The organism is Rhizobium sp. ZK1 (assembly GCF_047782645.1).
Lineage (GTDB): Bacteria > Pseudomonadota > Alphaproteobacteria > Rhizobiales > Rhizobiaceae > Rhizobium.
In genome coordinates this window covers 303,526-325,939 of the sequence record NZ_CP180588.1, presented here as the reverse complement: position 1 = coordinate 325,939, position 22,414 = coordinate 303,526, and the positions used below count along the sequence as shown (strand labels likewise).

At 58.4% G+C, this 22,414-nt stretch carries 16 protein-coding genes, 3 pseudogenes and 2 other annotated features; of the genes and pseudogenes, 16 read left to right on the top strand and 3 right to left on the bottom strand.

The annotated features are described in order from the left end of the window. The first annotated feature begins 26 nt into the window (after positions 1-26). The 14 genes and pseudogenes from ACK9YZ_RS34610 (at position 27) to ACK9YZ_RS34545 (ending at position 16,959) form a co-directional block, all read left to right on the top strand. Positions 27-602 carry a nuclear transport factor 2 family protein gene (locus ACK9YZ_RS34610; RefSeq protein ID WP_416068571.1) on the top strand — a complete coding sequence of 192 codons (576 nt, stop codon included), beginning with the start codon at positions 27-29 and terminating at the stop codon, positions 600-602. Then, positions 602-2,233, top strand: a complete 1,632-nt coding sequence (locus tag ACK9YZ_RS34605) for an SDR family oxidoreductase (protein ID WP_416068570.1) — start codon at positions 602-604, stop codon at positions 2,231-2,233. Before ACK9YZ_RS34610 ends, ACK9YZ_RS34605 begins: the two co-directional genes overlap by 1 nt. Before the next feature lie 171 nt (positions 2,234-2,404). Beyond that, complete coding sequence (locus tag ACK9YZ_RS34600) at positions 2,405-3,460, top strand: LLM class flavin-dependent oxidoreductase (protein ID WP_416068569.1); 1,056 nt, start codon at positions 2,405-2,407, stop codon at positions 3,458-3,460. Positions 3,461-3,861: 401 nt separating this feature from the next. Then, positions 3,862-5,090, top strand: a protein-coding gene (locus ACK9YZ_RS34595) for an IS3 family transposase (protein WP_416068522.1) whose coding sequence is annotated in 2 segments (ribosomal slippage) — positions 3,862-4,156 and positions 4,156-5,090 — 1,230 coding nt in all. Because the reading frame shifts where the segments join, the coding sequence is not laid out codon by codon here. Continuing rightward, positions 4,143-4,259: a sequence feature (AL1L pseudoknot), on the top strand. (Overlaps the previous gene by 117 nt.) A gap of 276 nt (positions 5,091-5,366) precedes the next feature. Beyond that, on the top strand, positions 5,367-6,260 hold the full coding sequence (gene nifH, locus ACK9YZ_RS34590) for a nitrogenase iron protein (RefSeq protein ID WP_416068568.1): 894 nt from the start codon (positions 5,367-5,369) through the stop codon (positions 6,258-6,260). 99 nt (positions 6,261-6,359) lie between these two features. Further along, positions 6,360-7,862: a nitrogenase molybdenum-iron protein alpha chain gene (gene nifD / locus ACK9YZ_RS34585; protein ID WP_416068567.1), complete on the top strand. Its 1,503-nt coding sequence runs from the start codon at positions 6,360-6,362 to the stop codon at positions 7,860-7,862. A 102-nt stretch (positions 7,863-7,964) separates the two neighbouring features. Beyond that, positions 7,965-9,506 (top strand): nitrogenase molybdenum-iron protein subunit beta, encoded by a 1,542-nt coding sequence (nifK, locus tag ACK9YZ_RS34580; RefSeq protein ID WP_416068566.1) that lies wholly within the window; start codon positions 7,965-7,967, stop codon positions 9,504-9,506. 59 nt (positions 9,507-9,565) lie between these two features. Continuing rightward, complete coding sequence (gene nifE / locus ACK9YZ_RS34575; RefSeq protein WP_416068565.1) at positions 9,566-11,056, top strand: nitrogenase iron-molybdenum cofactor biosynthesis protein NifE; 1,491 nt, start codon at positions 9,566-9,568, stop codon at positions 11,054-11,056. A gap of 10 nt (positions 11,057-11,066) precedes the next feature. Continuing rightward, positions 11,067-12,473 (top strand): nitrogenase iron-molybdenum cofactor biosynthesis protein NifN, encoded by a 1,407-nt coding sequence (nifN, locus tag ACK9YZ_RS34570; RefSeq protein WP_416068564.1) that lies wholly within the window; start codon positions 11,067-11,069, stop codon positions 12,471-12,473. Continuing rightward, positions 12,470-12,952 carry a nitrogen fixation protein NifX gene (gene nifX / locus ACK9YZ_RS34565; RefSeq protein WP_416068563.1) on the top strand — a complete coding sequence of 161 codons (483 nt, stop codon included), beginning with the start codon at positions 12,470-12,472 and terminating at the stop codon, positions 12,950-12,952. Before nifN ends, nifX begins: the two co-directional genes overlap by 4 nt. Before the next feature lie 4 nt (positions 12,953-12,956). Next, a complete protein-coding gene (locus ACK9YZ_RS34560) occupies positions 12,957-13,445 on the top strand; it encodes a NifX-associated nitrogen fixation protein (RefSeq protein ID WP_416068562.1) in 489 nt (162 codons plus the stop codon). A gap of 1,073 nt (positions 13,446-14,518) precedes the next feature. Further along, positions 14,519-14,836, top strand: coding sequence for a ferredoxin III, nif-specific (fdxB, locus tag ACK9YZ_RS34555; RefSeq protein WP_416068561.1), 318 nt, complete (start codon positions 14,519-14,521; stop codon positions 14,834-14,836). A gap of 340 nt (positions 14,837-15,176) precedes the next feature. Beyond that, positions 15,177-15,642: pseudogene (locus ACK9YZ_RS34550) on the top strand (NifX-associated nitrogen fixation protein). An 88-nt stretch (positions 15,643-15,730) separates the two neighbouring features. Then, positions 15,731-16,959, top strand: a protein-coding gene (locus ACK9YZ_RS34545; protein ID WP_416068522.1) for an IS3 family transposase whose coding sequence is annotated in 2 segments (ribosomal slippage) — positions 15,731-16,025 and positions 16,025-16,959 — 1,230 coding nt in all. Because the reading frame shifts where the segments join, the coding sequence is not laid out codon by codon here. Continuing rightward, positions 16,012-16,128: a sequence feature (AL1L pseudoknot), on the top strand. Its footprint overlaps the gene before it by 117 nt. Before the next feature lie 36 nt (positions 16,960-16,995). Here the strand turns inward: ACK9YZ_RS34545 and ACK9YZ_RS34540 are convergent. Beyond that, complete coding sequence (locus tag ACK9YZ_RS34540) at positions 16,996-17,973, bottom strand: nodulation protein NodZ (RefSeq protein WP_416068781.1); 978 nt, start codon at positions 17,971-17,973, stop codon at positions 16,996-16,998. Positions 17,974-18,414: 441 nt separating this feature from the next. Between ACK9YZ_RS34540 and ACK9YZ_RS34535 the strand changes: the two are divergent. After that, a pseudogene (locus tag ACK9YZ_RS34535) lies at positions 18,415-19,173 on the top strand (IS256 family transposase); the annotation flags it as partial. Between the two features lie 19 nt (positions 19,174-19,192). Here ACK9YZ_RS34535 and ACK9YZ_RS34530 read toward each other — a convergent pair. Then, positions 19,193-20,587 carry a transposase gene (locus ACK9YZ_RS34530; RefSeq protein ID WP_416068560.1) on the bottom strand — a complete coding sequence of 465 codons (1,395 nt, stop codon included), beginning with the start codon at positions 20,585-20,587 and terminating at the stop codon, positions 19,193-19,195. Between the two features lie 68 nt (positions 20,588-20,655). Here ACK9YZ_RS34530 and ACK9YZ_RS34525 point away from each other — a divergent pair. Then, positions 20,656-21,156, top strand: a pseudogene (locus tag ACK9YZ_RS34525) (transposase); the annotation flags it as partial. 227 nt (positions 21,157-21,383) lie between these two features. On the opposite strand, the gene ACK9YZ_RS34520 reads toward ACK9YZ_RS34525, so the two are convergent. Continuing rightward, positions 21,384-22,332 (bottom strand): IS630-like element ISRel6 family transposase gene (locus tag ACK9YZ_RS34520; RefSeq protein ID WP_416068559.1). Its coding sequence is split into 2 segments (ribosomal slippage): positions 21,384-21,995 and positions 21,997-22,332, totalling 948 coding nucleotides; the frame shifts between segments, so codons are not numbered across the junction. Positions 22,333-22,414 lie beyond the last annotated feature (82 nt).

Genomic DNA, 22,414 nt, shown 5'->3' with positions numbered 1-22,414 from the left:
TAGAATTCTGAACCTCTATTGAGCCGATGCATCAGGCAACCATTACCCAACTCTTCGACCGGGAAGCAATCCGCGACTGTCTCCATCGTTACTGTCGAGGGATCGACCGGGCAGACGAGGCCGCTTTGCGCAGCTGTTATTGGCCCGATGCAACTGACAATCACGGAAGCTACTCCGGCTCTGCCCGGGGGTTCATTCAGCTTGCGCTTAGTGTCTTCAAAACCCAGCCGCGCAACGTCCACCAGCTTGCAAACATAATGGTCGAGTTCCTGGGCTCGGCAGAGGCCGCGGTAGAAAGCTATTTCATCGCGCTGCAGCGCGGACCCGACGAGGCAGGCGAGATGAGGCAGATGCTCCTGTGCGGACGATACTGTGATTTGTTTCAGAAAAGGGAAGGGGAGTGGCGCATCTTCGAACGCACCGTAGTCTATGATTGGGTCGAAGAGCAGAGGCCCCCGACGTCCACGGAAGCTGAGCTGTTCGGTCCTCGCCAGCCGATTGGGGCACCGCACCCGAATGATCCCGTCTACGAACTTTTGAAGCGGCGCGCTCCTCTGAAAACTCATCTAAAGAACCGGGTCGGCGGTGGAGAAGAAGAATAATGATTCGACTTCGCTACCCTCCTTTTCCCCCCGCCACCGCCTGCCCGGTGAAGACACGCCTGGACGATTGCCCGGTTCAGCCAGGGCGGGTCATCATCGTGACAGGTGCGGCAGGGGGTATCGGCCGTGCGCTGGTCGATATTTTTGCCACGAGTGGAGACATTGTAGTCGCGGTGGACCTTCCAGACAGCGGTGTGATCGAACTGGGCCGTTATCTCGGCCAGCCCAATCTCGGCCTTGAGTTCGACGTGTCGCGACACGACGATGTCCTCGCATTCTGTACCCTTCTGGAAAAACGATTCTCGCAGATTGGAGTGCTCGTCAATAATGCGGGGATAGGTCCGACGATGGCTGCGACCGTCGACACTCCCATCCAAGATTTTCAACGCGCTCTAGCAGTAAACCTCATCGGGCCGTACTCGATGGCGTGCGAAAGCGCCAAGCTGATGAAACCTGGCGCAGCCATCGTCAACGTCGCTTCGCTTGCTGGCCTCCTCGGCAACCCGAAGCGCAATGGCTACGCCGCTTCGAAAGCTGCGCTGATCTCAATCACGAAATCGCTGGCGTGCGCATGGGCTTCGCGCGGCATCCGCGTGACAGCGGTAGCCCCCGGTTACGTGCGTACGCCAATGGTCGCGGAATTAGAAACAGCTGGCAAGTTGGACGTCAGGGCAATAAGGCGCCGCGTGCCGATAGGCCGACTGGCTCGTCCCGACGAGATCGCGCGACCCGTGCACTTCCTGGCCAGTGAGCAGGCAGGTTTCATCACCGGATCGACGCTTGTAGTCGATGGTGGCTGGATGTCATTCAACCAACCAGGTGCAGCCCACCCAACTCAGGGTAGGACGCCCGGAGCAGAACTCTTACGCCCGGTCGAGGACACCGGTGCGCGAACGGTGGTCGTCATGGATGGTGCTAAAGGCATAGGCGCGGCTATCGCTCGCCGCTTTGCCGCGAGCGGCGATACGGTTGTGATCGCTGACGGAGACGGTGGTGCAGCGGTAAAGCTCGCTGACTTGCTCGGCGACAAGCACCTGTCAAGCCGCGTGGACAGGACAGTCGAGAGCGAGGTCGTCGCGCTCTTCGAAGATTTGCGGAAACGCTTCGGCCACATCGACGTCTTCGTCAACGGCCTTGGCGTGAATGGCACATTCGTCCCCGATCTTGAGCAGGCCACGGCAGGGCTCAAAAACACTCTGGGGATAAATCTTACTGGCGCCTTCACCTGCGTGCGCGAGGCCGCGATATCGATGCGACCTGGTAGTGTAATCCTGAATCTCGCAACTAGTTGCAGGCTCTTACCTCTCTCGATGAAGCATGCTTACGCCGCGTACAACGCTGGCCTGGATATGCTTACCCGATGCATGGCGGCCGAATTCGGGCCGCTTGGGATCCGCATAGCCACAGTCGCTCCAGGTCACATCCGCGCGTCTGGCGACCTCCAGTGCGAAACGGCTACAGGCACACGCCCGAGATCGCTCCGACAGGAGATCCCTTTAGGCAGGTTTGGGGAACCGGAGGAAGTCGCCGAAGCAGTCTACTTTCTGGCATCGTCTGATGCCTCCTACATCAACGGCTCGATCCTGCACGTGGACGGAGGCTGGAGCTCGTCCGGAGACGCGGGGAGCTGAGATTTCCCATGTTGGCTGTGGAGCTCTCACAATGACCCCTTCGACACAGTCGCTTCATCGATCATGGGAGCGTGCTCGTGAATCGAGGTCGTGCCAGGCACGCCTACATGCCCGTACTGACCGCCCGGTCATCACGAGCTGTGTCATCCCCTCCGCAAACAAGGAGACACCATGGAGTTCGCAACGTTCATTCTGGCTGCCCAGCGAGGCTATCATCAATCTTCCGATAGCGTCATCCGCAACTCAGTGGAGCAGGCCGTTCTTTCGGAGCAGGCTGGCTTCCGCACAGCTTGGTTCGCCGAGCACCACTTCAACAACTACAGCCTCGTCCCGTCGCCCTTGCTGATGGTCGCCCACTGTGCCGGATTGACGAGCACCATACGCCTCGGCACCGCGGTCTGCGTGCTGCCACTCTATCAGCCGCAGCGCCTGCTGGGGGAAATCGGCTTTGTCGATATCGTTGCGAACGGCCGACTCGAGCTCGGCGTTGGTTCAGGATACCAGCAGTTTGAATTCGACCGCTTCGGCGTCAATGTAGATGAGGCGCCGGCCGTCTTTTCGGAATACCTCGACATCTTGCTCAAGGGTCTCAAGCAAAAGATCTTTTCCCACAATGGTCACTACACGCAGATCCCTGCGACGGCAATTTCGGTGCGCACTCTTCAAAAGCCAACCCCGCCGATCTGGATTGCCACCGGGTCCTCCAAAACAATGCGCCGAGCCTATCGTGAGGGACACAACCTTTTCGTTACGGCCCTCCATGAGGGCTTGGAAACTCTGGGCCTGCTGCGAGACATCGTCCAGACGGCCGCTGTATCCGAGGGCAAAAAGGTCCGTGACGCCAAGCTGTCGCTTTTGCGCTGCTGCTATGCCAGCGATGATGGAGCGGAAATCAACTGCTATCTCGATAACGCCCGCTTTCAGCGCCGGCTGTCCGAGGCCCTGCATCAGCGTCGGCAACAGAGCAAGGACGGCTACATGTTGGAGGAGGTGCCGACTCATCAGGACTTCTCGTTCGATACTATGCGTAAGAACCTGCCCATCGGGAACATAAATTGCGTGATTGATCGCCTTCTGGAGGAGATCGAAGTCCTGAAGCCGGACCAGATTGCAATTCAGACGCAGTTGGGGGATTTGAACCAAAGAACGATGCTGCGCCAGATAGAGCTCTGGGGAGACAGGATCATCCCAGCAGTCCAGAAATCTCTCGGGCAGCCGGACACTTGAAGTTGTCTGCCTGACTTTCAGATCAGCTCACCTTCCTCACACGCTACCGCGGTACCCGGCAAGTGCAAGCCGGGCCTCCAGATGTAGGGCACGCATGGAGCTCTTCCGAAGGCACCAGCTGTGGATCGTCATAGGACGCATGCACATTCATACGACAGTACCCATTTGAGCTCCGATGGCCGAAGTCACGGTTAAATCCAGTGAGGGCCGGGAAGCAGCGTGAAGCACGCTTGAACGAACGTTTGGCACTTCGCGTTGATAAAGCCTCCACGAGAAGAGCGCTCCCATCCCCTCCTCAGCCCTGATCGGCAGCATCGTCTTGTCGGATCTTAACGTCTGATAGGCGACTGAACCGCGCCGGGTTTGCCGGAGGCTCCAACTTCTGAGAAAGTGGAGCCGATATGAGCAAGACAACAAACAAATTTTCACCTGAAGTCCGCGCCCGAGCAGTGCGGATGGTTTTGGATCACCAAGGGGAATATTCCTCGCGATGGGCGGCGGTTTCCTCGATCGCCGCCAAGATCGGCTGCATGGCGCAGACGCTCAATGAATGGGTGAAGAAGGCGGAAGTGGACGATGGTTCCCGGCCTGGACTCCCAAGCGAAGTCGCCGAGAAGATGAAGGCTCTGGAGCGGGAGAACCGCGAGCTTCGGCAGGCCAATGAGATACTGCGCAAAGCGTCCGCTTATTTCGCGATGGCGGAGCTCGACCGCCCATTGAAGCGATGATCTCCTTTATCGACGAACACCGCTCCGTATTCGGGGTCGAGCCGATCTGCAGGCTGCTGCCGATTGCCCCATCAACCTACTACGAGAACGTTGCCAAACGCCTGGACGTGGACCGGTTATCGGTCCGCGCCCGCAGCGACATTGCCTTGAAGATCGAGATACGCCGTGTGTTCGAGGCGAACTTCCGCGTCTACGGCGTGCGCAAGGTCTGGCGGCAATTGAAGCGGGAGGGCTTCGATATAGCCCGCTGCACCGTCGCCCGGCTCATGCGATCGATGGGACTTCAGGGTATCATCCGGGGCAAGCCGATCCGCACGACGATCCCGGACAAGACGGCTCCGAGCCCGCTCGATCGGGTGAACCGCCAGTTCAAGGCTCCTGCGCCGAACAGGCTCTGGGTTTCGGATTTCACCTATGTGGCCACCTGGCAAGGCTTCGTCTACGTGGCCTTCGTCATCGACGCCTTCGCGCGCCGGATTGTCGGCTGGCGGGTGAGCCGGACGGCGCATGCCGGGTTCGTCCTCGATGCTTTGGAACAGGCGCTTCATGAGCGGCGTCCCGTTCATGGTGGCGGCCTGATTCACCACTCGGACAGGGGCGTTCAATACGTGTCGATTAAGTATTCGGAGCGATTGGCGGAGGCAGGCATCGAGCCTTCCGTCGGAAGCGTCGGCGACTCTTACGACAACGCCCTCGCCGAAACGATCAACGGCCTCTACAAGGCCGAGGTCATCCATCGGCGAGGACCGTGGCGCAGCTTCGAAGCGGTTGAATTCGCCACTCTGGAATGGGTCGACTGGTTCAACCATCGACGGCTTCTGGAGCCCATCGGCAACATTCCCCCCGCCGAAGCCGAGGAGCAGTATTACGCCATGCTGGACGAACCAGCCATGGCTGCATAACTTAAACCAAACAGCCTCCGGCAAACCCGGCGCGGTTCAGACGCTTACGACAATTGCTGGTTACAATTGTCGGTTCCGCGACAAGGATTTGATTTGTGATGCAGGTAGTCTCGTTTCCGCATAAGTAACTGGTAACGTACAACAATGTAACTCTATTCGGTCTACCCGCCGAGTTGGCACGGGTCTTGTAACCATCCTTACGCAGGCGGCAAAAGCTGCCGGCGACATTCATTCTGCGGGCAACCGCGATGGTTCGAACAAACGAAGGAAAGCAACATGGCAGGTCTGCGTCAAATCGCATTCTACGGCAAAGGTGGTATCGGCAAATCCACCACCTCTCAAAATACGCTCGCGGCCCTAGTCGATCTCGGGCAGAAAATCCTTATCGTGGGCTGCGATCCCAAGGCCGACTCCACCCGCCTCATCCTGAACTCGAAGGCGCAGGACACGGTCCTGCATCTCGCGGCAAAGGAAGGTTCGGTGGAAGACCTCGAGGTGGAGGACGTGCTGAAGGTCGGTTACAAAGGCATCAAATGCGTAGAGTCGGGCGGCCCCGAGCCGGGCGTCGGTTGCGCCGGGCGCGGCGTCATCACGTCGATCAACTTCCTGGAAGAAAACGGCGCCTACGATGATGTCGACTACGTCTCCTACGACGTGCTCGGCGACGTGGTGTGCGGCGGCTTCGCGATGCCCATCCGCGAAAACAAGGCCCAGGAAATCTACATCGTAATGTCCGGCGAGATGATGGCACTCTATGCCGCCAACAACATCGCTAAGGGGATCCTGAAATACGCCCACTCGGGCGGCGTGCGGCTCGGCGGGTTGATTTGCAATGAGCGACAGACAGACCGCGAACTCGATCTCGCCGAGGCACTCGCGGCCAAGCTCAATTCCAAGCTCATTCACTTCGTGCCACGCGACAACATTGTCCAGCACGCCGAGCTCAGGAAGATGACGGTTATCCAGTATGCACCGGACTCCAAGCAGGCGGCGGAATATCGCGCGCTGGCTGAAAAGATCCACGCCAATTCGGGCCAGGGCACCGTCCCGACCCCGATTACCATGGAGGAACTCGAGGACATGCTGCTCGACTTCGGCATCATGAAGACCGACGAGCAGATGCTTGCAGAACTCCAGACCAAAGAAGCGGCGGTAGCAGCTGCCCAGTGACTGCCTCGCAGACGAGGTCGGAACTTTACCCGGCGCAACATTCCACCAACGCTGCCTCCTCTTGGAGGCATCACCCGAACCGCGAAAAGGGGCAGGCGAATGAGCCTCGATTACGAGAATGACAGTGCTCTCCATGAGGAGCTTATCACGCAAGTGCTGTCGCATTACCCAAACAAAGCGGCGAAACGTCGCCAAAAGCACCTCAGTGTCGCATCGGATAGCGAGGAGGCCGGCGAGGAAGGCCAGGCCATCTCCGAATGTGACGTAAAGTCGAACATCAAGTCCATTCCAGGCGTGATGACGATCCGCGGCTGCGCCTACGCTGGCTCGAAAGGCGTGGTCTGGGGCCCGGTCAAGGACATGGTCCATGTCTCGCATGGGCCGGTCGGTTGCGGTCAATATTCATGGTCGCAGCGCCGCAATTACTATGTCGGCACGACAGGTGTCGATACATTCGTAACGATGCAGTTCACCTCCGATTTTCAGGAGAAGGACATCGTCTTCGGTGGCGACAAAAAGCTGGAAAGGATCATCGATGAGATCGGGGAACTGTTTCCCTTGAACAAGGGCCTCACCATCCAGTCCGAATGTCCGATCGGTCTCATTGGCGACGACATCGAGGCGGTTTCGCGCAAGAAGGCCAAGGAGTACGAAAAAATAATCGTGCCGGTACGCTGCGAAGGCTTCCGCGGCGTCTCGCAATCGCTCGGCCACCACATCGCCAACGACGCCATCCGCGACTGGGTGTTCGACAAGACGGACATCGAATTCGAACCCGGTCCCTACGATGTCAACGTGGTCGGCGACTACAACATCGGCGGCGACGCCTGGGCCTCGCGCATCCTGCTTGAAGAGATGGGCCTGCGCGTCGTCGGCAACTGGTCGGGGGACGCGACGCTTGCGGAAGTGGAGCGTGCCCCCAAGGCCAAGCTCAACCTCATCCACTGCTACCGCTCGATGAACTACATCTGCCGGCACATGGAAGAAAAATACGGCATTCCCTGGATGGAATATAACTTCTTCGGCCCCTCCCAGATCGAGGCCTCTCTGCGCAAGATTGCCAGGCATTTCGGCCCGACGATCGAAGAACGGGCCGAGAGGGTCATCGCCAAGTACCGGCCGCTGGTCGACGCCGTGATCGACAAGTACTGGCCGCGCCTCCAGGGCAAGAGAGTGATGCTCTATGTCGGCGGTTTGCGCCCCCGTCACGTCATCACCGCCTATGAAGACCTCGGCATGCAGATCGTCGGCACCGGCTACGAATTCGCCCACAACGACGACTATCAGCGCACCGGCCATTACGTGAAGAAAGGCACGCTGATCTATGACGACGCAACCAGTTACGAACTGGATAAGTTCATCGAGAGGATTCGTCCCGATCTTGTTGGCTCCGGCATCAAGGAAAAATACCCCGTGCAGAAGATGGGCATACCATTTCGCCAAATGCACTCATGGGATTATTCCGGCCCGTACCACGGCTATGACGGCTTCGCCATCTTCGCCCGCGACATGGACCTGGCCATCAACAATCCGGTCTGGGACCTCTACGACGCGCCCTGGAAGAAAGTGACCACGCCTGCGGCAGCGGTTGCAGCCGAATAGAAGCGTGGTCTTCCGCGGACCGGAACCCGCGGGAGACCCGACGTCTCAAAAAGTTTTCCTGTGCCGCCGTTTGACGAGGCCAGATGAAAAAGGGTGACCAGTATGCCGCAATCGGCCGAAAAGATTCTTGACCATGCTCCCTTGTTCCGCGAGCCGGAATACAGAAAGATGCTAGCGGAGAAGAAGCTGAATTTCGAATGTCCTCACTCCGATCAAATCGTCACTGACCAAGCTGAATACACCAAGACCTGGGAATATCGCGAAAAGAATCTTGCCCGCGAAGCGCTCGTGGTGAACCCAGCCAAAGCCTGCCAGCCGCTGGGCGCGGTATTCGCCGCCGCGGGATTCGAGCGGACCATGTCCTTTGTGCATGGCAGCCAGGGCTGCGTTGCTTATTACCGGTCGCACCTTTCGCGGCATTTCAAGGAGCCTTCATCGGCAGTCTCATCCTCGATGACTGAGGACGCGGCAGTGTTCGGCGGCCTGAAGAACATGGTCGATGGGCTCGCCAATACTTACGCGCTCTACGACCCGAAGATGATTGCTGTCTCTACCACCTGTATGGCGGAAGTCATTGGTGACGATCTGCATGGCTTCATTGAGAACGCCAAGAGCGAAGGCTCAGTCCCTCCCGAATTTGACGTACCCTTCGCCCATACGCCTGCCTTCGTCGGCAGCCACGTCGACGGCTATGACGCCATGGTCAAAGGCATCCTGGAGCACTTCTGGAAAGGCAAGGAGCGTACGGAGGCGGCTGGCACGATTAATATCATCCCGGGCTTCGATGGCTTCTGCGTCGGGAACAATCGCGAACTCAAGCGTCTGCTCAACCTTATGGGCGTGTCCTACACCTTCATCCAGGATGCCTCCGACCAATTCGATACGCCGTCCGACGGCGAATTCCGTATGTATGACGGAGGCACGAAAATCAAAGACGTAAGAGCGGCACTTAATGCGGAGGCGACGCTCTCGCTGCAGCACTACAATACCCGCAAGACGCTCGATTATTGCCAGGAGTTCGAGCAGGCTACCGCCTCCTTCCACTACCCGCTCGGGGTCAAGGCAACCGACGAGTTCTTGATGAAGGTGTCGGAGATTTCCGGCAAGGAAATCCCCGAGACAATACGCTTGGAACGCGGCCGACTGATCGACGCCATGGCAGACAGCCAATCCTGGTTGCACGGTAAAAAATATGCAATCTACGGCGATCCTGACTTCGTCTACGCCGCAGCCCGGTTCATCATGGAAACTGGCGGCGAACCCATCCATTGCCTCGCCACCAACGGCACGACCGCCTGGGAAGCCGAGATGAAGGAGCTGCTTGCATCTTCTCCCTTCGGCAAGGATGCCCAAGTCTGGCCTGGAAAGGATCTGTGGGCAATGCGATCGCTGCTCTTCACCGAGCCGGTAGACCTGCTGATCGGCAATTCCTATGGCAAGTACCTCGAGCGCGATACCGGCACGCCGCTCGTCCGGCTTATGTTTCCGATCTTCGACAGACACCATCACCATCGTTTTCCGCTCATGGGCTACCAGGGCGGACTCCGTGTCCTAACAACGATCCTCGACAAGATCTTCGACAAACTCGATCGCGAGTCGATGCTGCTTGGTGTGACGGATTATTCTTATGACCTCACGCGGTAAAAGGAGCGGTTGGCTGAGACGCGGCCAACCCTCTTCCGATTGACTGGGAGAATAGCGTAATGCAATCGCCCACTGCTAAAATCCAGGATGTTTTCGACGAGCCCGGCTGCGAGATAAATCGAGCCAAAGATGACAAGGCGCGCAAAAAGGGCTGTTCGAAACCGCTAACCCCCGGCGCGGCAGCCGGAGGCTGCGCCTTCGATGGCGCCAAGATTGTGCTGCAGCCAATCACCGACGTCGCGCATCTGGTTCATGCACCGCTCGCCTGCGAGGGCAATTCCTGGGACAACCGAGGTACGGCGTCGTCCGGTCCCACGCTGTGGCGCACCAGCTTCACCACTGATCTAACCGAACTCGACATCATCATTGGGCAGAGCGAGCGGAAGCTGTTCCACGCGCTGCGCCAGATCAAGGAAGCGTATGCGCCGCCAGCGATCTTTGTTTATGCGACCTGCGTAACCGAACTCATCGGTGACGACATCCAGGCCGTCTGCAAGCGCGCGGCGGAAAAATTCGGCTTACCGGTGGTGCCGATCAATGCGCCAGGCTTCGTTGGTTCAAAGAACCTCGGCAACAAGCTCGCCGGCGAGGCATTGCTCGATCACGTCATCGGCACCATGGAGCCTGATGACGTCGGTCCTTACGACATCAATATCCTTGGAGAGTTCAATCTGTCTGGCGAGTTCTGGTTGATAAGGCCACTTTTGGACCGGCTTGGCATCCGCGTTCGCGCCTGCATTCCCGGTGACGCGCGCTACCGAGATGTAGCCTGCTCGCACCGCGCACGCGCAGCCATGTTGGTGTGCTCGACGGCACTCATCAACCTTGCTCGGAAAATGGAAGAGCGTTGGCAAATCCCCTTCTTTGAGGGGTCCTTCTACGGCATCACCGCCACCTCGGAAGCTCTCCGACGGATTGCGGAGCTGCTCGTAAAGAGAGGTGCCGATGCACAGATCCTCGATCGCACCGATACACTCATTGCAGAGGAGGAGGCGATTGCGTGGAAAAGACTTGAATTATATCGCCCCCGGCTCCAAGGCAAGCGGGTGCTTATCAACAGCGGCGGCGTGAAGTCCTGGTCGCTTGTACATGCATTGATGGAGATCGGCATGGAGATCGTTGGCACCTCGGTCAAGAAATCGACGGCCGGAGATAAGGAGCGCATCAAGCAGGTGCTGAAGGACGAGCACCACATGTTCGAGTCGATGGCGTCTCGAGAGCTCTACACCATGCTCTCAGAGCACAAGGCCGACATCATGCTGTCAGGCGGGCGCACCCAGTTCATTGCGTTGAAGGCAAAGACACCTTGGCTTGATATCAACCAGGAGCGCCACCATCCCTATGCCGGCTATGACGGCATGGCGGAGCTCGTGCGCCAGATCGACCTGGCTATTCACAACCCTATCTGGTCCGAAGTACGGGAGCCCGCACCGTGGGAAATCGATTCTCATGCGGAGGAACAACCGAGCGCGCACACGCTCACCGAGGCTGCGGGTGTCGCGCCCTCAAAAACTCGCCGGCACGACGTCGGTGACTTGTCTGAGTGTTGAGGTAACGTAAATGGTTCACGTCTATCCCCAAACCAAATCAGCAACAGTCAATCCGCTCAAGTCGTCCCAGCCGCTGGGTGCCGCGTTAGCCTTTCTCGGCGTGGAGGGTGCGGTTCCGCTGTTCCACGGCAGCCAAGGCTGCACCAGCTTCGCGTTGGTTCAATGTGTACGCCATTTCAAGGAAACGGTCCCTTTGCAGACTACGGCAATGGACGAATTGGCAGTAGTCGTGGGCGGGGCAGGCCATCTGAAAGAAGCGATTCTCAACTTGAAGGAGCGCGCGAACCCGCGGCTGATCGGGATCTGCACGACGGCTCTAGCGGAAACCCGTTCTGAAGATTTCGCAACGCAAATCGCCAACATCAAAATGATGCGCGCGGATGAACCTGGCACGGAGATAGTGCTGGCAAATACGCCGGATTTCGATGGCGCCCTCGAGGAGGGATGGTCCAAGGCGGTCACCGCAATGATCGAACGGATTACCCGGCGGGGCCAGCAGCCGCGTCGCGCGAAAAAGGCACCAGTGATCGAGAGGATTAGAGAGCCTGGCGAGCAGCCGTTGAAACGGAAGAAACTCGCGATCTTGCCCGGCTGGCATCTCACGGTCGCTGACATAGAGCATTTGCGCGAGATCGCGGAAAGTTTCGGGCTTAAGCCGGCGATCCTTCCGGACGTATCCGGCTCGCTTGACGGAACGGTGCCCGACCGCTGGATACCTGTCACCTACGGCGGCACCAGCGTTGAGGATATCCAGGAGTTGGGCACGGCGGTGCAATGCATTGGAGTCGGAGAACATATGCGGCGGCCGGCTGAACTGCTGCAGAAGCTGACGGGTGTGCCATACACCTTATTCCAGTCGCTGACGGGATTGAGGAACGTCGACCGGTTCGTCTCGCTTCTTTCCGAGATTTCCGGCGTGCCGGCACCGGCAAAGATCCACCGTTGCCGCTCACAGCTGCAGGACGCGTTGCTCGACGGACACTTCCATTTCGCCGGCAAGAAGATCGCGATCGCCGCCGAACCGGACCAGCTTTACCAGTTCGCCACCTTCTTCACCGGGCTTGGCGCCGAGATAGTGGCGGCTGTTACCACTACCGGTGCATCACGAATTCTCGAGAAAGTGCCCGCCGAATCGATCCAGATCGGCGATCTTGGCGATTTCGAAAATCTGGCCGGCGGCGCTGATCTTCTCGTTACCCACTCGCACGGCCGCCAAGCGGCGGAGCGCCTAGGCATTCCTCTCCTGCGCGTCGGCTTCCCGGCATTTGACCGTCTCGGCAGCCAGCACAAGCTCACAATTCTCTATCGGGGCACGCGCGACATGATCTTCGAGGCGGCAAACATCTTCCAGGCCAACCAGCACACGCCATCGCCCGAGATGGTCTATGCACTGCGGAACCGGAGTAATGCCGGATGAATTCGGTTCGTCGCCTGTCGCTCGTCGCTGACGAGATTCACCCGCGGAATCACGGCGCATTGCGCATCGCGATTGCGACGCAGGATATGAAAGCGCTTAATGCCCATTTCGGATCGGCCAAGCACTTTGCAGTCTACGATGTGACGCGTAACGGCTGGGATTTCGTGGAAGCGGTGAGCTTCGATGACGTCTCCGACGAGACCGGGAAGCATCGGATCGAGGGCGATGACCGGATCACACCGAAGGTCAACGCGTTGAGCGGCTGTCACCTCCTCTTTTGTGTGGCTATCGGCGGACCTTCCGCAGCCAAGGTGGTATCGGCGAAAATCCACCCGATAAACGTGGGGCATCCTGAACCCATTCAAGACGTGCTTTCGCGAACCCAGAAAATGCTTAGCACGGCTCCGCCGCCGTGGCTGCGCAAGGCTCTGGCGCAAGCAGGTGTCGCCGAAAAGAAACCGTTCGAGGACGAGGACTGATGTCATGAAAGAAATGTCGGCCACTGCGGGCACGCCCGCTGCCAACGAGCACGAGGCGGCCCTTGCCACCCCTTTCGTCAGATGCCTCATACGACTGATCCGCGCTGAGGATGCTTATGGCTGGCAGGACGGCGCATCGGACGTGGAGCTGTTGGCCAAATTCATCGTCACCGAAGAGCAGCGCCGTCAAATCCCGATCATCTGCGATCCCGATCCGGATGTCATGTTGAGGCTCAATCTCTTTTACACCGCCGTCGGCCTTACAATCGAAGCGCGCACCGGTCTGGTGGCGTCGCCGACTATGATGATCAGCCATGAGGGCTTTGGGCGAGTGCTTCTCACGACGGGGCGGCTGGTCGTCTTTTCGAAAACAGTGCGCGACGTCCACCGGTTTCGCTTCGCGGCGCTTCGGAACCTCGCAGAGGCCGGGGCAAAACTCGTCGACGATGCGATCGCTCTTATCGAAACCTACCCCGAAGTGGCGCGAGCCTGACGGTTGAACCGTCAATAATTTAATCGCTGGCCCTCTCTGCGCTTGAGGACCGACGTGGGCAGCGGCGAGCTTTGCTGTCGACACCACCTGCCGGCGAGGAGCAATGTGTAGCGATCCGAACGGTGGCGTCGAGATTTGTCGGTTCAGCGACACAGGCTCGTTCACCAAACTTTTCTTTGCCTCTGAATAAAGGACTGAAAAGCAGCAACAAACTCCGTTTTTCGTCCAGCCGCCAACTGGCACAAGTCTTGAAGACATTCCATTGAGAGGCGCCGAAAACTGCCGATCGGTAGGGATCAACGAGGGAAGGTAAACATGGCAGGTCTGTGTCAGATCGCATGGAACTGCAAGGAGCGCATGGGCACGTGCGCCGCCACGAGGAAGTATGCTCGCCTCCCTTATCGATCTCGAACCAACATGCATATCGTCAGTGGCGACAGGAGGATCGATTTCAGCTCCCTTATTCTGAACTTCAAGGCGCGGGACTGCGCGGCAGCGCCCATACGTTTCAGATTGTCGGCGGTTCCGACCCTTTCCACATCACCGTCGCGCTTGCGACGCGCGCACCGGCCGCCGGTGGCTCCCCGGATTAAGACGAGAGGTCAACGAGGGCTTCTGGATGCCCGAACCTGGTCGTATTCACCGACGTGTGTCGGTTGGGCTTCGAGACGCTTGGAAAGCTCGCCGGCCGCCGGTGCGAAACTGGTGGGCAATGCGAGCATTGAGATCCATGGGTGTACCGAAGTGGCAGGATTGATGGTCCACCTTGGCAACGACGAACCTCGGCCATCCCGTTCTCCCCGCGGGGCCGACATCAGGCAGCGGGGCCACTCTCTCCACATGCCCCACAGTCCCGCTGCGGCGACCGTCTCAAAGGTCGAGGCTTGAAAAAGCCTCGGCACATTTTTGCAATGGCGGACCGATGATCAGCAGACCGCCACCGATAGGCTGAATAACAAAAAACGGGGATACGGACGGACGAAGACGGTTGTGACGGGATGAGATCGTGTCCGACTTGGAAGACATTCCACGTTCGGCAGCTGCCGAGAGCAGCCTGCGTTGGAGAACTTACGATGACCAATCATTTCTTTACCCGCGATGGCTCGACGTGGATTCCGCAATATCTGACGGCGATTGATGCCGTGACCTGCATTGGCTGCGGCCGCTGCGTCAAAGTCTGCTCGCGCGAAGTCATGCACCTGTACGGCGTCGACGAATCGGGTGAAATCCTCGGCGCCTGCGACGGCGAGGAGGAGGACTTCGATGGCGAGCTCAGTCGTACGATCATGGTTATCGACCACGCCGGCCGCTGCATCGGCTGTGGAGCCTGCGCCCGCGTCTGCCCGAAGAAGTGCCAAACCCATGTCGCGGCTGACCAAATTGTTGGTTGATCTGACGGAGAACCAGGAGAACTGGCGTTGCCTTTCAAGTCCTTATGTCGCGTCCTCGCACGCAAAGTAATCATTATAGCACTGGGTACTTCGGTGCTTCTTCAAGTTGCATATTTCGGAAGCGTTCGTTTTTTGGTTTGGCGGGAGAGGGAGAGGTGCACTCGGAGAACTATCGAAAGGACCGGGCAGAAAGGGCCGGCTCTCACCATTCCCAATGCGCATGGCTGCAAATGCATTTTGCATGGTGGGGAGCGGCTATCTCGCACTAGCATCGGACGGTGCCCGAAGAACGCGTAGTAGATATAAGACTAAGGTAGCATGAAGAATAAGGACTAAAACGATCGGCACATTACCGAATCCCGCTGTTATCCCGGATCTCGACCACGACAAGGTCGTTACCGCTCCTTTTATCAAGTGTCTTGTGCGATTGATCCGCGCGCAGGATGCCAACGGATCTTGGAAGGAAAAGTGCGACGTTGATGTGCTTGACCTCTTAAGTGCTATGCGCTTCCACCCATAGGCGATCCCAATCCGGACGTACTGTGGAGGCTCGACGTGTTTTACCAGGCCGTCGGGTTCGCTATCGAGGAGCGCTCCGGCCTCTTGGTGTCGCGGACTATGAAAATCAGCAATGAGGGCTTCGGGCGTATGCTTTTTACAACCAGACGGCTCGTCCTTCTGTCGAAAACCCTGCGCGATATTTACCGATTCGGCTTCAGGTCTCTTCGTAAACTAGGACGGGCGCTAAGCTGGTCAACGATGCGGCCCGAGTCACCGAAGCTGATCCGGACGTGGCACGGGCGTAGCGCCGCTGTTTTAGAGGAAAAGATCACGCCACAACTGAACCGCGCCGGGTTTGCCGGAGGCTCCAACTTCTGAGAAAGTGGAGCCGATATGAGCAAGACAACAAACAAATTTTCACCTGAAGTCCGCGCCCGAGCAGTGCGGATGGTTTTGGATCACCAAGGGGAATATTCCTCGCGATGGGCGGCGGTTTCCTCGATCGCCGCCAAGATCGGCTGCATGGCGCAGACGCTCAATGAATGGGTGAAGAAGGCGGAAGTGGACGATGGTTCCCGGCCTGGACTCCCAAGCGAAGTCGCCGAGAAGATGAAGGCTCTGGAGCGGGAGAACCGCGAGCTTCGGCAGGCCAATGAGATACTGCGCAAAGCGTCCGCTTATTTCGCGATGGCGGAGCTCGACCGCCCATTGAAGCGATGATCTCCTTTATCGACGAACACCGCTCCGTATTCGGGGTCGAGCCGATCTGCAGGCTGCTGCCGATTGCCCCATCAACCTACTACGAGAACGTTGCCAAACGCCTGGACGTGGACCGGTTATCGGTCCGCGCCCGCAGCGACATTGCCTTGAAGATCGAGATACGCCGTGTGTTCGAGGCGAACTTCCGCGTCTACGGCGTGCGCAAGGTCTGGCGGCAATTGAAGCGGGAGGGCTTCGATATAGCCCGCTGCACCGTCGCCCGGCTCATGCGATCGATGGGACTTCAGGGTATCATCCGGGGCAAGCCGATCCGCACGACGATCCCGGACAAGACGGCTCCGAGCCCGCTCGATCGGGTGAACCGCCAGTTCAAGGCTCCTGCGCCGAACAGGCTCTGGGTTTCGGATTTCACCTATGTGGCCACCTGGCAAGGCTTCGTCTACGTGGCCTTCGTCATCGACGCCTTCGCGCGCCGGATTGTCGGCTGGCGGGTGAGCCGGACGGCGCATGCCGGGTTCGTCCTCGATGCTTTGGAACAGGCGCTTCATGAGCGGCGTCCCGTTCATGGTGGCGGCCTGATTCACCACTCGGACAGGGGCGTTCAATACGTGTCGATTAAGTATTCGGAGCGATTGGCGGAGGCAGGCATCGAGCCTTCCGTCGGAAGCGTCGGCGACTCTTACGACAACGCCCTCGCCGAAACGATCAACGGCCTCTACAAGGCCGAGGTCATCCATCGGCGAGGACCGTGGCGCAGCTTCGAAGCGGTTGAATTCGCCACTCTGGAATGGGTCGACTGGTTCAACCATCGACGGCTTCTGGAGCCCATCGGCAACATTCCCCCCGCCGAAGCCGAGGAGCAGTATTACGCCATGCTGGACGAACCAGCCATGGCTGCATAACTTAAACCAAACAGCCTCCGGCAAACCCGGCGCGGTTCAGGCCTTTGACACTCCTTCAATCAAGTTTAACCGACTCGGATCATTCACATCGAACTCAATTACCCGTGGTACAAAAAGGCGAGCATAGCGTGTAAAGGCGCTCGTCGGCGGGAAGCGAATTACAGTGTCGCATCGCCCTAGTAGATACATCTCAAGGATAGCCGAAATTCCGCCGTCAACCCCAAGCTCTGGAACGTGCAATGGGCCAGTCTGATGCGATCGGAAACGCTTAGGGATGGTGATAAGATCGGGGAACATGTCCGACAAGTAGGCCACCACCTGCGCGTTGTCCGTCGACAAGAATATCCGCACAGGTTTTGGGTGGCCTAAAGTTTTTGCCTTATCAATGGCAGTGCATACTCGGCGCATCGCCAGCTCCGGATCGGCCCAATAGGGTGCATGGTCCATAATGTCTTCGCCGTTGCCATGCCGAACATGAACACCAATGACACTGTGTCCCGCAAAGCTCTCCTGATAGATGGTCTCTATGCGGCTTTGAATCTCAGACCGAGGCTTGACACTCCGAAAAATCTGCCGTTCGGCTCTCTCATCGCAACGCCACATTAAGCACGCGTCGCACACCACAGTTTTAGCGCCCACATCACCTTGGGCCTGAAAAAGCTCGCTTAGTTCATCGCGTTCTCGGAAGACCTGCTCATCTGGTCGGTAAAGGCAATCGATTGACGGCTTATTCCACCAGTCTGGGTAGAATGGTCCCGGGAATGAGAATTCGTTGATCTGGTCGTCGCAAATAACCGACACGCCATCGATGTCTTTGACCGGTTCGAAGAACACCGGAAATGCGTTCGCGAAGGGTTGGTCAAGATAGCACGATCCACGCCAGTCAATGGCGAGCATTCGCCCCGTGCGCTGCGCGTACTGCCAAGCGGCCGCTAACGACCACAGACAGTCACCAAAACCGGTACGCCTCCGAGAGACAACGAACCGATTCTCGATCAACTGACCATCAAGCATTCGCGGCGGCCCCGTTTCCGAATGCAAGGGGGCGAGTTGGATCTGGCGCGGGCGCTCGGTCCATGATTGTTCGACCACGGCGCCGGCCAGTGTGGTGGCGGACCCTGCAGCACCGTGAGAACCTGATGTTTCCTCTTGAAGGCCCACTATTTTTTTGCGTCGCTTGCATTTGCCTGATGCACTCTCCTCCACTCAAACTCAGCGCTTTCTAGTGTGGCCAGTGGCATCGGCAAAATTTATTGTTTGGATAGCACCCATCCATGAGATCGATGCAATGCAGTCCGGTCGCGTCCCGGGGCGAGGTGTAATTCGACGGTAGCTAGGCCGCTCGCGAGCGCGCCCACAACAGCGCTGTAGGGAGTGAGCGGCGTAGCGGGTGATCATCAGTGTTTTCCGGTAGGGTCGGGTTGTTCAAGCTCAAACCTGATGGAAAGACCACTGATGACCGACGATATGATGAACTTGCGCTCGCTCGTTGAGAAGAGCGCCGATGCCGATTTGTTGCGTGAGATGATCGGCTTTGCCGCCGAGAAGCTGATGGAGCTGGAGGTCGGCGCCAAGACGGGCGCGCCCTATGGCGAGAAGAATGCACTTCGGCTTGCCCAGCGCAACGGCTACCGCGAGCGGGACTGGGAGACGCGGGCCGGAACCGTCGAGCTGCGTATCCCAAAGCTCAGGACGGGCAGCTATTTTCCGAGCTTCCTGGAGCCGCGCCGCATGGCCGAGAAGGCTCTGACGGCCGTGATCCAGGAAGCCTACATCCAGGGTGTCTCGACCCGCTCGGTCGATGATTTGTTCAAGGCGATGGGGATGAGCGGCATTTCCAAGAGCCAGGTTTCCCGCCTGTGCGAGGAGATCGACGACAAGGTCAAGGCTTTCCTTGCCCGGCCGATCGAAGGCGATTGGCCATACCTGTGGATCGATGCCACCTATCTCAAGGTCCGGCGCGGCGGGCGCATTGTCTCTGTGGCCGTCATCATCGCTGTCGGCGCCAACACCGACGGGCGGCGCGAGGTGCTGGGCATGGAGATCGGCACATCGGAAGCCGAACCGATCTGGACGGAGTTCCTGCGCAAGCTGACCAGACGCGGTCTCAGCGGCGTCAAGCTTGTGGTTTCCGATGCCCATGAAGGCATCAAAGCTGCCGTCTCCAAAGTTCTTTCCGCCACTTGGCAGCGTTGCCGGGTGGGGCTGTTGAAAAATCGAATGTTGGCGGCTGTTATGCGGAGGCCACCAGCAATCCAAATGCAAAGGCTTTTCCTTCTCGCAGCCGATCTCGAACTGAGTTGGGGGCTTCTCGGCAGCACACGAGCAGCAAAATGGCCAGAAATGCGCTCGCCAGGCGTTTCAAGTTGACTGCTGCGGCTGTCAGATAGGCTTGAATCTTCATATTTGTCAGGCCGCGCCGGATCGCTCTCGATAGCCCGTGCGAGGTCTTGGCTTCACCATGGTAGCCCTCTGAGCGCCAGCGGTGGCGCTGGTACAAAGCTCGGTCTTCATCCGACCAGCGTTCTCGACGGCGGCGAGCTCGCAGAAGTGCAGGATAGTCGTCGCCCAGCACCACAGCTTTGTTAACACGTCCCTTCGAAAGACAGAGTCGGGACATATCGCAATGCCGGCAATCGGCAGCTCGCGATGTGAAGAAGCGCCCATGTTTGACAGCGCGACCCGCCTTCAACATCTTGCCGCGCGGGCATTTGGTGTCGTGCTTGGCGTCGTAGCGGAACCGGTGCATAGGCACTGGGCTGCGGATCGGCTCTGCTTTTGCCGGAATAATCGCTTCGATCGCCCGCTTTTCCATGCCAGCAAATACCTTGGCGTAAGCATAGCCGGCGTCTGCTGTTGCAGTTTTGATTTCCGAACCTGTCAGCGCGGCGACCGTGTCGAGACGACCAAGTATGACCTGCCCCTCATTGATCTCGCCTGTAGTGACCTCGACATCTAAAACTACGCCGTAAGCATCGTCCACCACGGCATGCTGCTTGTATGCCGGCTCAAGCCTACGATTGCGCCCGTTCGTCGCCATCGACGCGTCGGGATCAGTGACACAGACCTTCTTGTATTTACCGGTTTTACGACTCTTGGGCTCTCCATCAGTGTCTTCGTTGGCGACGGCGACAGCATCCACATGGCGAACTGCGAGGCTCTCCCAGCTCACATCCGCACGGATGAGAGAAGCATCGACATGAACAATCTCTCCCTTGGCGATCTTGGCTGCCACGCAGACTTTTACCGTTCGCTCAAAAATCTTCCGGAAGCGCTCGGCACCCCAACGTTGACGGATGCGTGTCAGCGATGAATGGTCGGGAAGAACTTCATGCAAACCGAAACCGACAAACCAGCGGATCGCAATATTAACCTGCGCCTCACGCATCAGGCGACGGTCGTGGACAATTCCGAGCAGGAAGCCCGCCAGCATCAAGCGAACTGCGACATCTGGGTCAATGCCGGGTCGACCGACACCGGCAGCATAAAGTTCGGCAACCTCCTCGTGCAGCCAGGAGAGGTCTAAAACCGCATTTACTTTAACCAGTATGTGATCGTCCGGGATCAACTCCCGCAGCGAGCCGCACATGTACAGTTCGAGCTGATCGCGTTCTTTACGGCCGAGCATCGTGAACCCTCCAGAGAATCAACGATTGCCCAATTGAATCAGACGCATGAGACTTCTTCAACAGCCCCCGGGTGCACTTCATGAGAAACGCGTTGGCGCATGCCGGAAAGAGTGGCCGACGGGTCGTCTCAGCCTTCATCGCCACAGCCTTTGCCCAGGACACGCCGGAAGCAGCAAGCACACAGTGGCGCAGCGTTGCCGATCAGATCAGGCCGAAAGTGCCAAAGCTCGCAAACCTCATGGACAATGCCGAGCAAGATGTGCTGGCTTACATGACCTTCCCAAAGCAGCATTGGACCAAGCTGCACAGCACCAACCCCATTGAGCGTCTCAATGGCGAGATCAAGCGACGCACTGACGTCGTCGGCATCTTCCCCAACGGTGAGAGTGAAGAGCAATCGATCCAGTGAATCGATTGCCGCTCGAACGCCATCGTCAGGCTCGTCGGTGCACTGTTGCTCGAACAGAATGACGAATGGGCCGTTCAGCGATCCCGTTACATGACCCTTGAGACCATCGCACAAATGAGCGATGATCCCCTCATCAGCCCGCCTGCTGCGGCTCGCTGACCCTTTCCCGGCTCAGCCGGAAAGCACGGCGATCACCAAGCCGAGCTACACCACTCCAAAAGACGCGATCTGCAGTCCCAAGGAGGACCTCGCTGGCGCTTCACGATCCGTGCGCCAATAATATCCGGCAAGCAAAGGCTACCATTCGCCGAGTTCAACGACACATCATGAGCTGCATATTGAGACCACGTACAACAACGCGCCGACAGTCCCCGCACTAGAGCCTTTCATGTTTTGACGGAAGCGTAGCCAGCATTTGAGAAATAGTTGGCGCATTCCTCTGGCTTGATGGTGTCGGCGAGTATGCCCAGATGGCGCCAGGTTTCCTCGATGGTTCGCTTTTGGGCTTGGCGCATCCAGTGCTTGATCTTGGCGAAGGCCTGCTCGATCGGGTTAAGGTCGGGGGAATATTTCGGCAGGAACCAGAGCCTGGCGCCGACGGCCCTGATGGCATCACGGATGGCCTTGGCTTTGTGAGAGCCGAGATTATCGAGGATGACGATGTCGCCAGGTTTGAGGGTCGGGATCAACTGCTGGCGGACATAGGCGTGAAAGCATTCGCCATTGATGGGACCGTCGAAGACGCAGGGCGCAGTGAGCTTGTCGCAGCGTAGGGCGCCGAGGAAGGTGAGGGTGCGCCAGCGGCCATGCGGGGCAAAGCCGCGTAATCTTTTGCCCCTCGGCCCCCAGCCGCGTAACGGCGCCATGTTGGTGCGGATCCAGGTCTCGTCGATAAAGACGAGCCGCTTCGGATCGAAGCGGTCTTGCCAGGCTTTCCAGCGAGCTCTGCGGCGGGCAATGTCGGCGCGGCCCTGCTCAAGGGCGAACAGCGTTTTTTTTAAAGCTCAAGCCCTCGCGGCGCATGAACTGCCAGATGGCATTGTGGGAGACGCTCACACCGCGGGCGGCTAACTCATCCTTCAGCCGATGTAGCGTCAGATGTGATGTCTGCTCGATCTGCTCGACGATGAAGGCGCGGTGCGGCTCCAGCACACGTCGGCGATGGCCGCCCATCTGACCGGGCGACACACTACCGGTGGCCCGATAACGCTGCGACCACTTCACCACGGATGAGACAGCTATGTCGAACCGCTCCGCCACCACCCGGCAGCTCTGACCGTCCACAACCGCTGCAATGACTCGCTCGCGAAGATCATTCGAATAGGGTCGCGTCATGGATGCTGGCCTCCATTCCAGCATCCATCATGAATCACAAATCTGCTGATTTGATGTTGTGGAACGGCTCTGCTCCCACCCT

Excerpts from the sequence above, each read along its gene's own strand:
- ACK9YZ_RS34610 (WP_416068571.1), top strand. The coding sequence starts at position 27 with ATGCATCAGGCAACCATTACCCAACTCTTCGACCGGGAAGCAATCCGC.
- ACK9YZ_RS34560 (WP_416068562.1), top strand. The coding sequence starts at position 12,957 with ATGAAAGAAATGTCGGCCACTGCGGGCACGCCCGCTGCCAACGAGCAC.
- nifH (WP_416068568.1), top strand. The coding sequence starts at position 5,367 with ATGGCAGGTCTGCGTCAAATCGCATTCTACGGCAAAGGTGGTATCGGC.
- ACK9YZ_RS34600 (WP_416068569.1), top strand. The coding sequence starts at position 2,405 with ATGGAGTTCGCAACGTTCATTCTGGCTGCCCAGCGAGGCTATCATCAA.
- fdxB (WP_416068561.1), top strand. The coding sequence starts at position 14,519 with ATGACCAATCATTTCTTTACCCGCGATGGCTCGACGTGGATTCCGCAA.
- nifE (WP_416068565.1), top strand. The coding sequence starts at position 9,566 with ATGCAATCGCCCACTGCTAAAATCCAGGATGTTTTCGACGAGCCCGGC.
- ACK9YZ_RS34605 (WP_416068570.1), top strand. The coding sequence starts at position 602 with ATGATTCGACTTCGCTACCCTCCTTTTCCCCCCGCCACCGCCTGCCCG.
- nifN (WP_416068564.1), top strand. The coding sequence starts at position 11,067 with ATGGTTCACGTCTATCCCCAAACCAAATCAGCAACAGTCAATCCGCTC.
- nifK (WP_416068566.1), top strand. The coding sequence starts at position 7,965 with ATGCCGCAATCGGCCGAAAAGATTCTTGACCATGCTCCCTTGTTCCGC.
- ACK9YZ_RS34530 (WP_416068560.1), bottom strand. The coding sequence starts at position 20,587 with ATGCTCGGCCGTAAAGAACGCGATCAGCTCGAACTGTACATGTGCGGC.
- nifD (WP_416068567.1), top strand. The coding sequence starts at position 6,360 with ATGAGCCTCGATTACGAGAATGACAGTGCTCTCCATGAGGAGCTTATC.
- nifX (WP_416068563.1), top strand. The coding sequence starts at position 12,470 with ATGAATTCGGTTCGTCGCCTGTCGCTCGTCGCTGACGAGATTCACCCG.
- ACK9YZ_RS34540 (WP_416068781.1), bottom strand. The coding sequence starts at position 17,973 with ATGCTTGATGGTCAGTTGATCGAGAATCGGTTCGTTGTCTCTCGGAGG.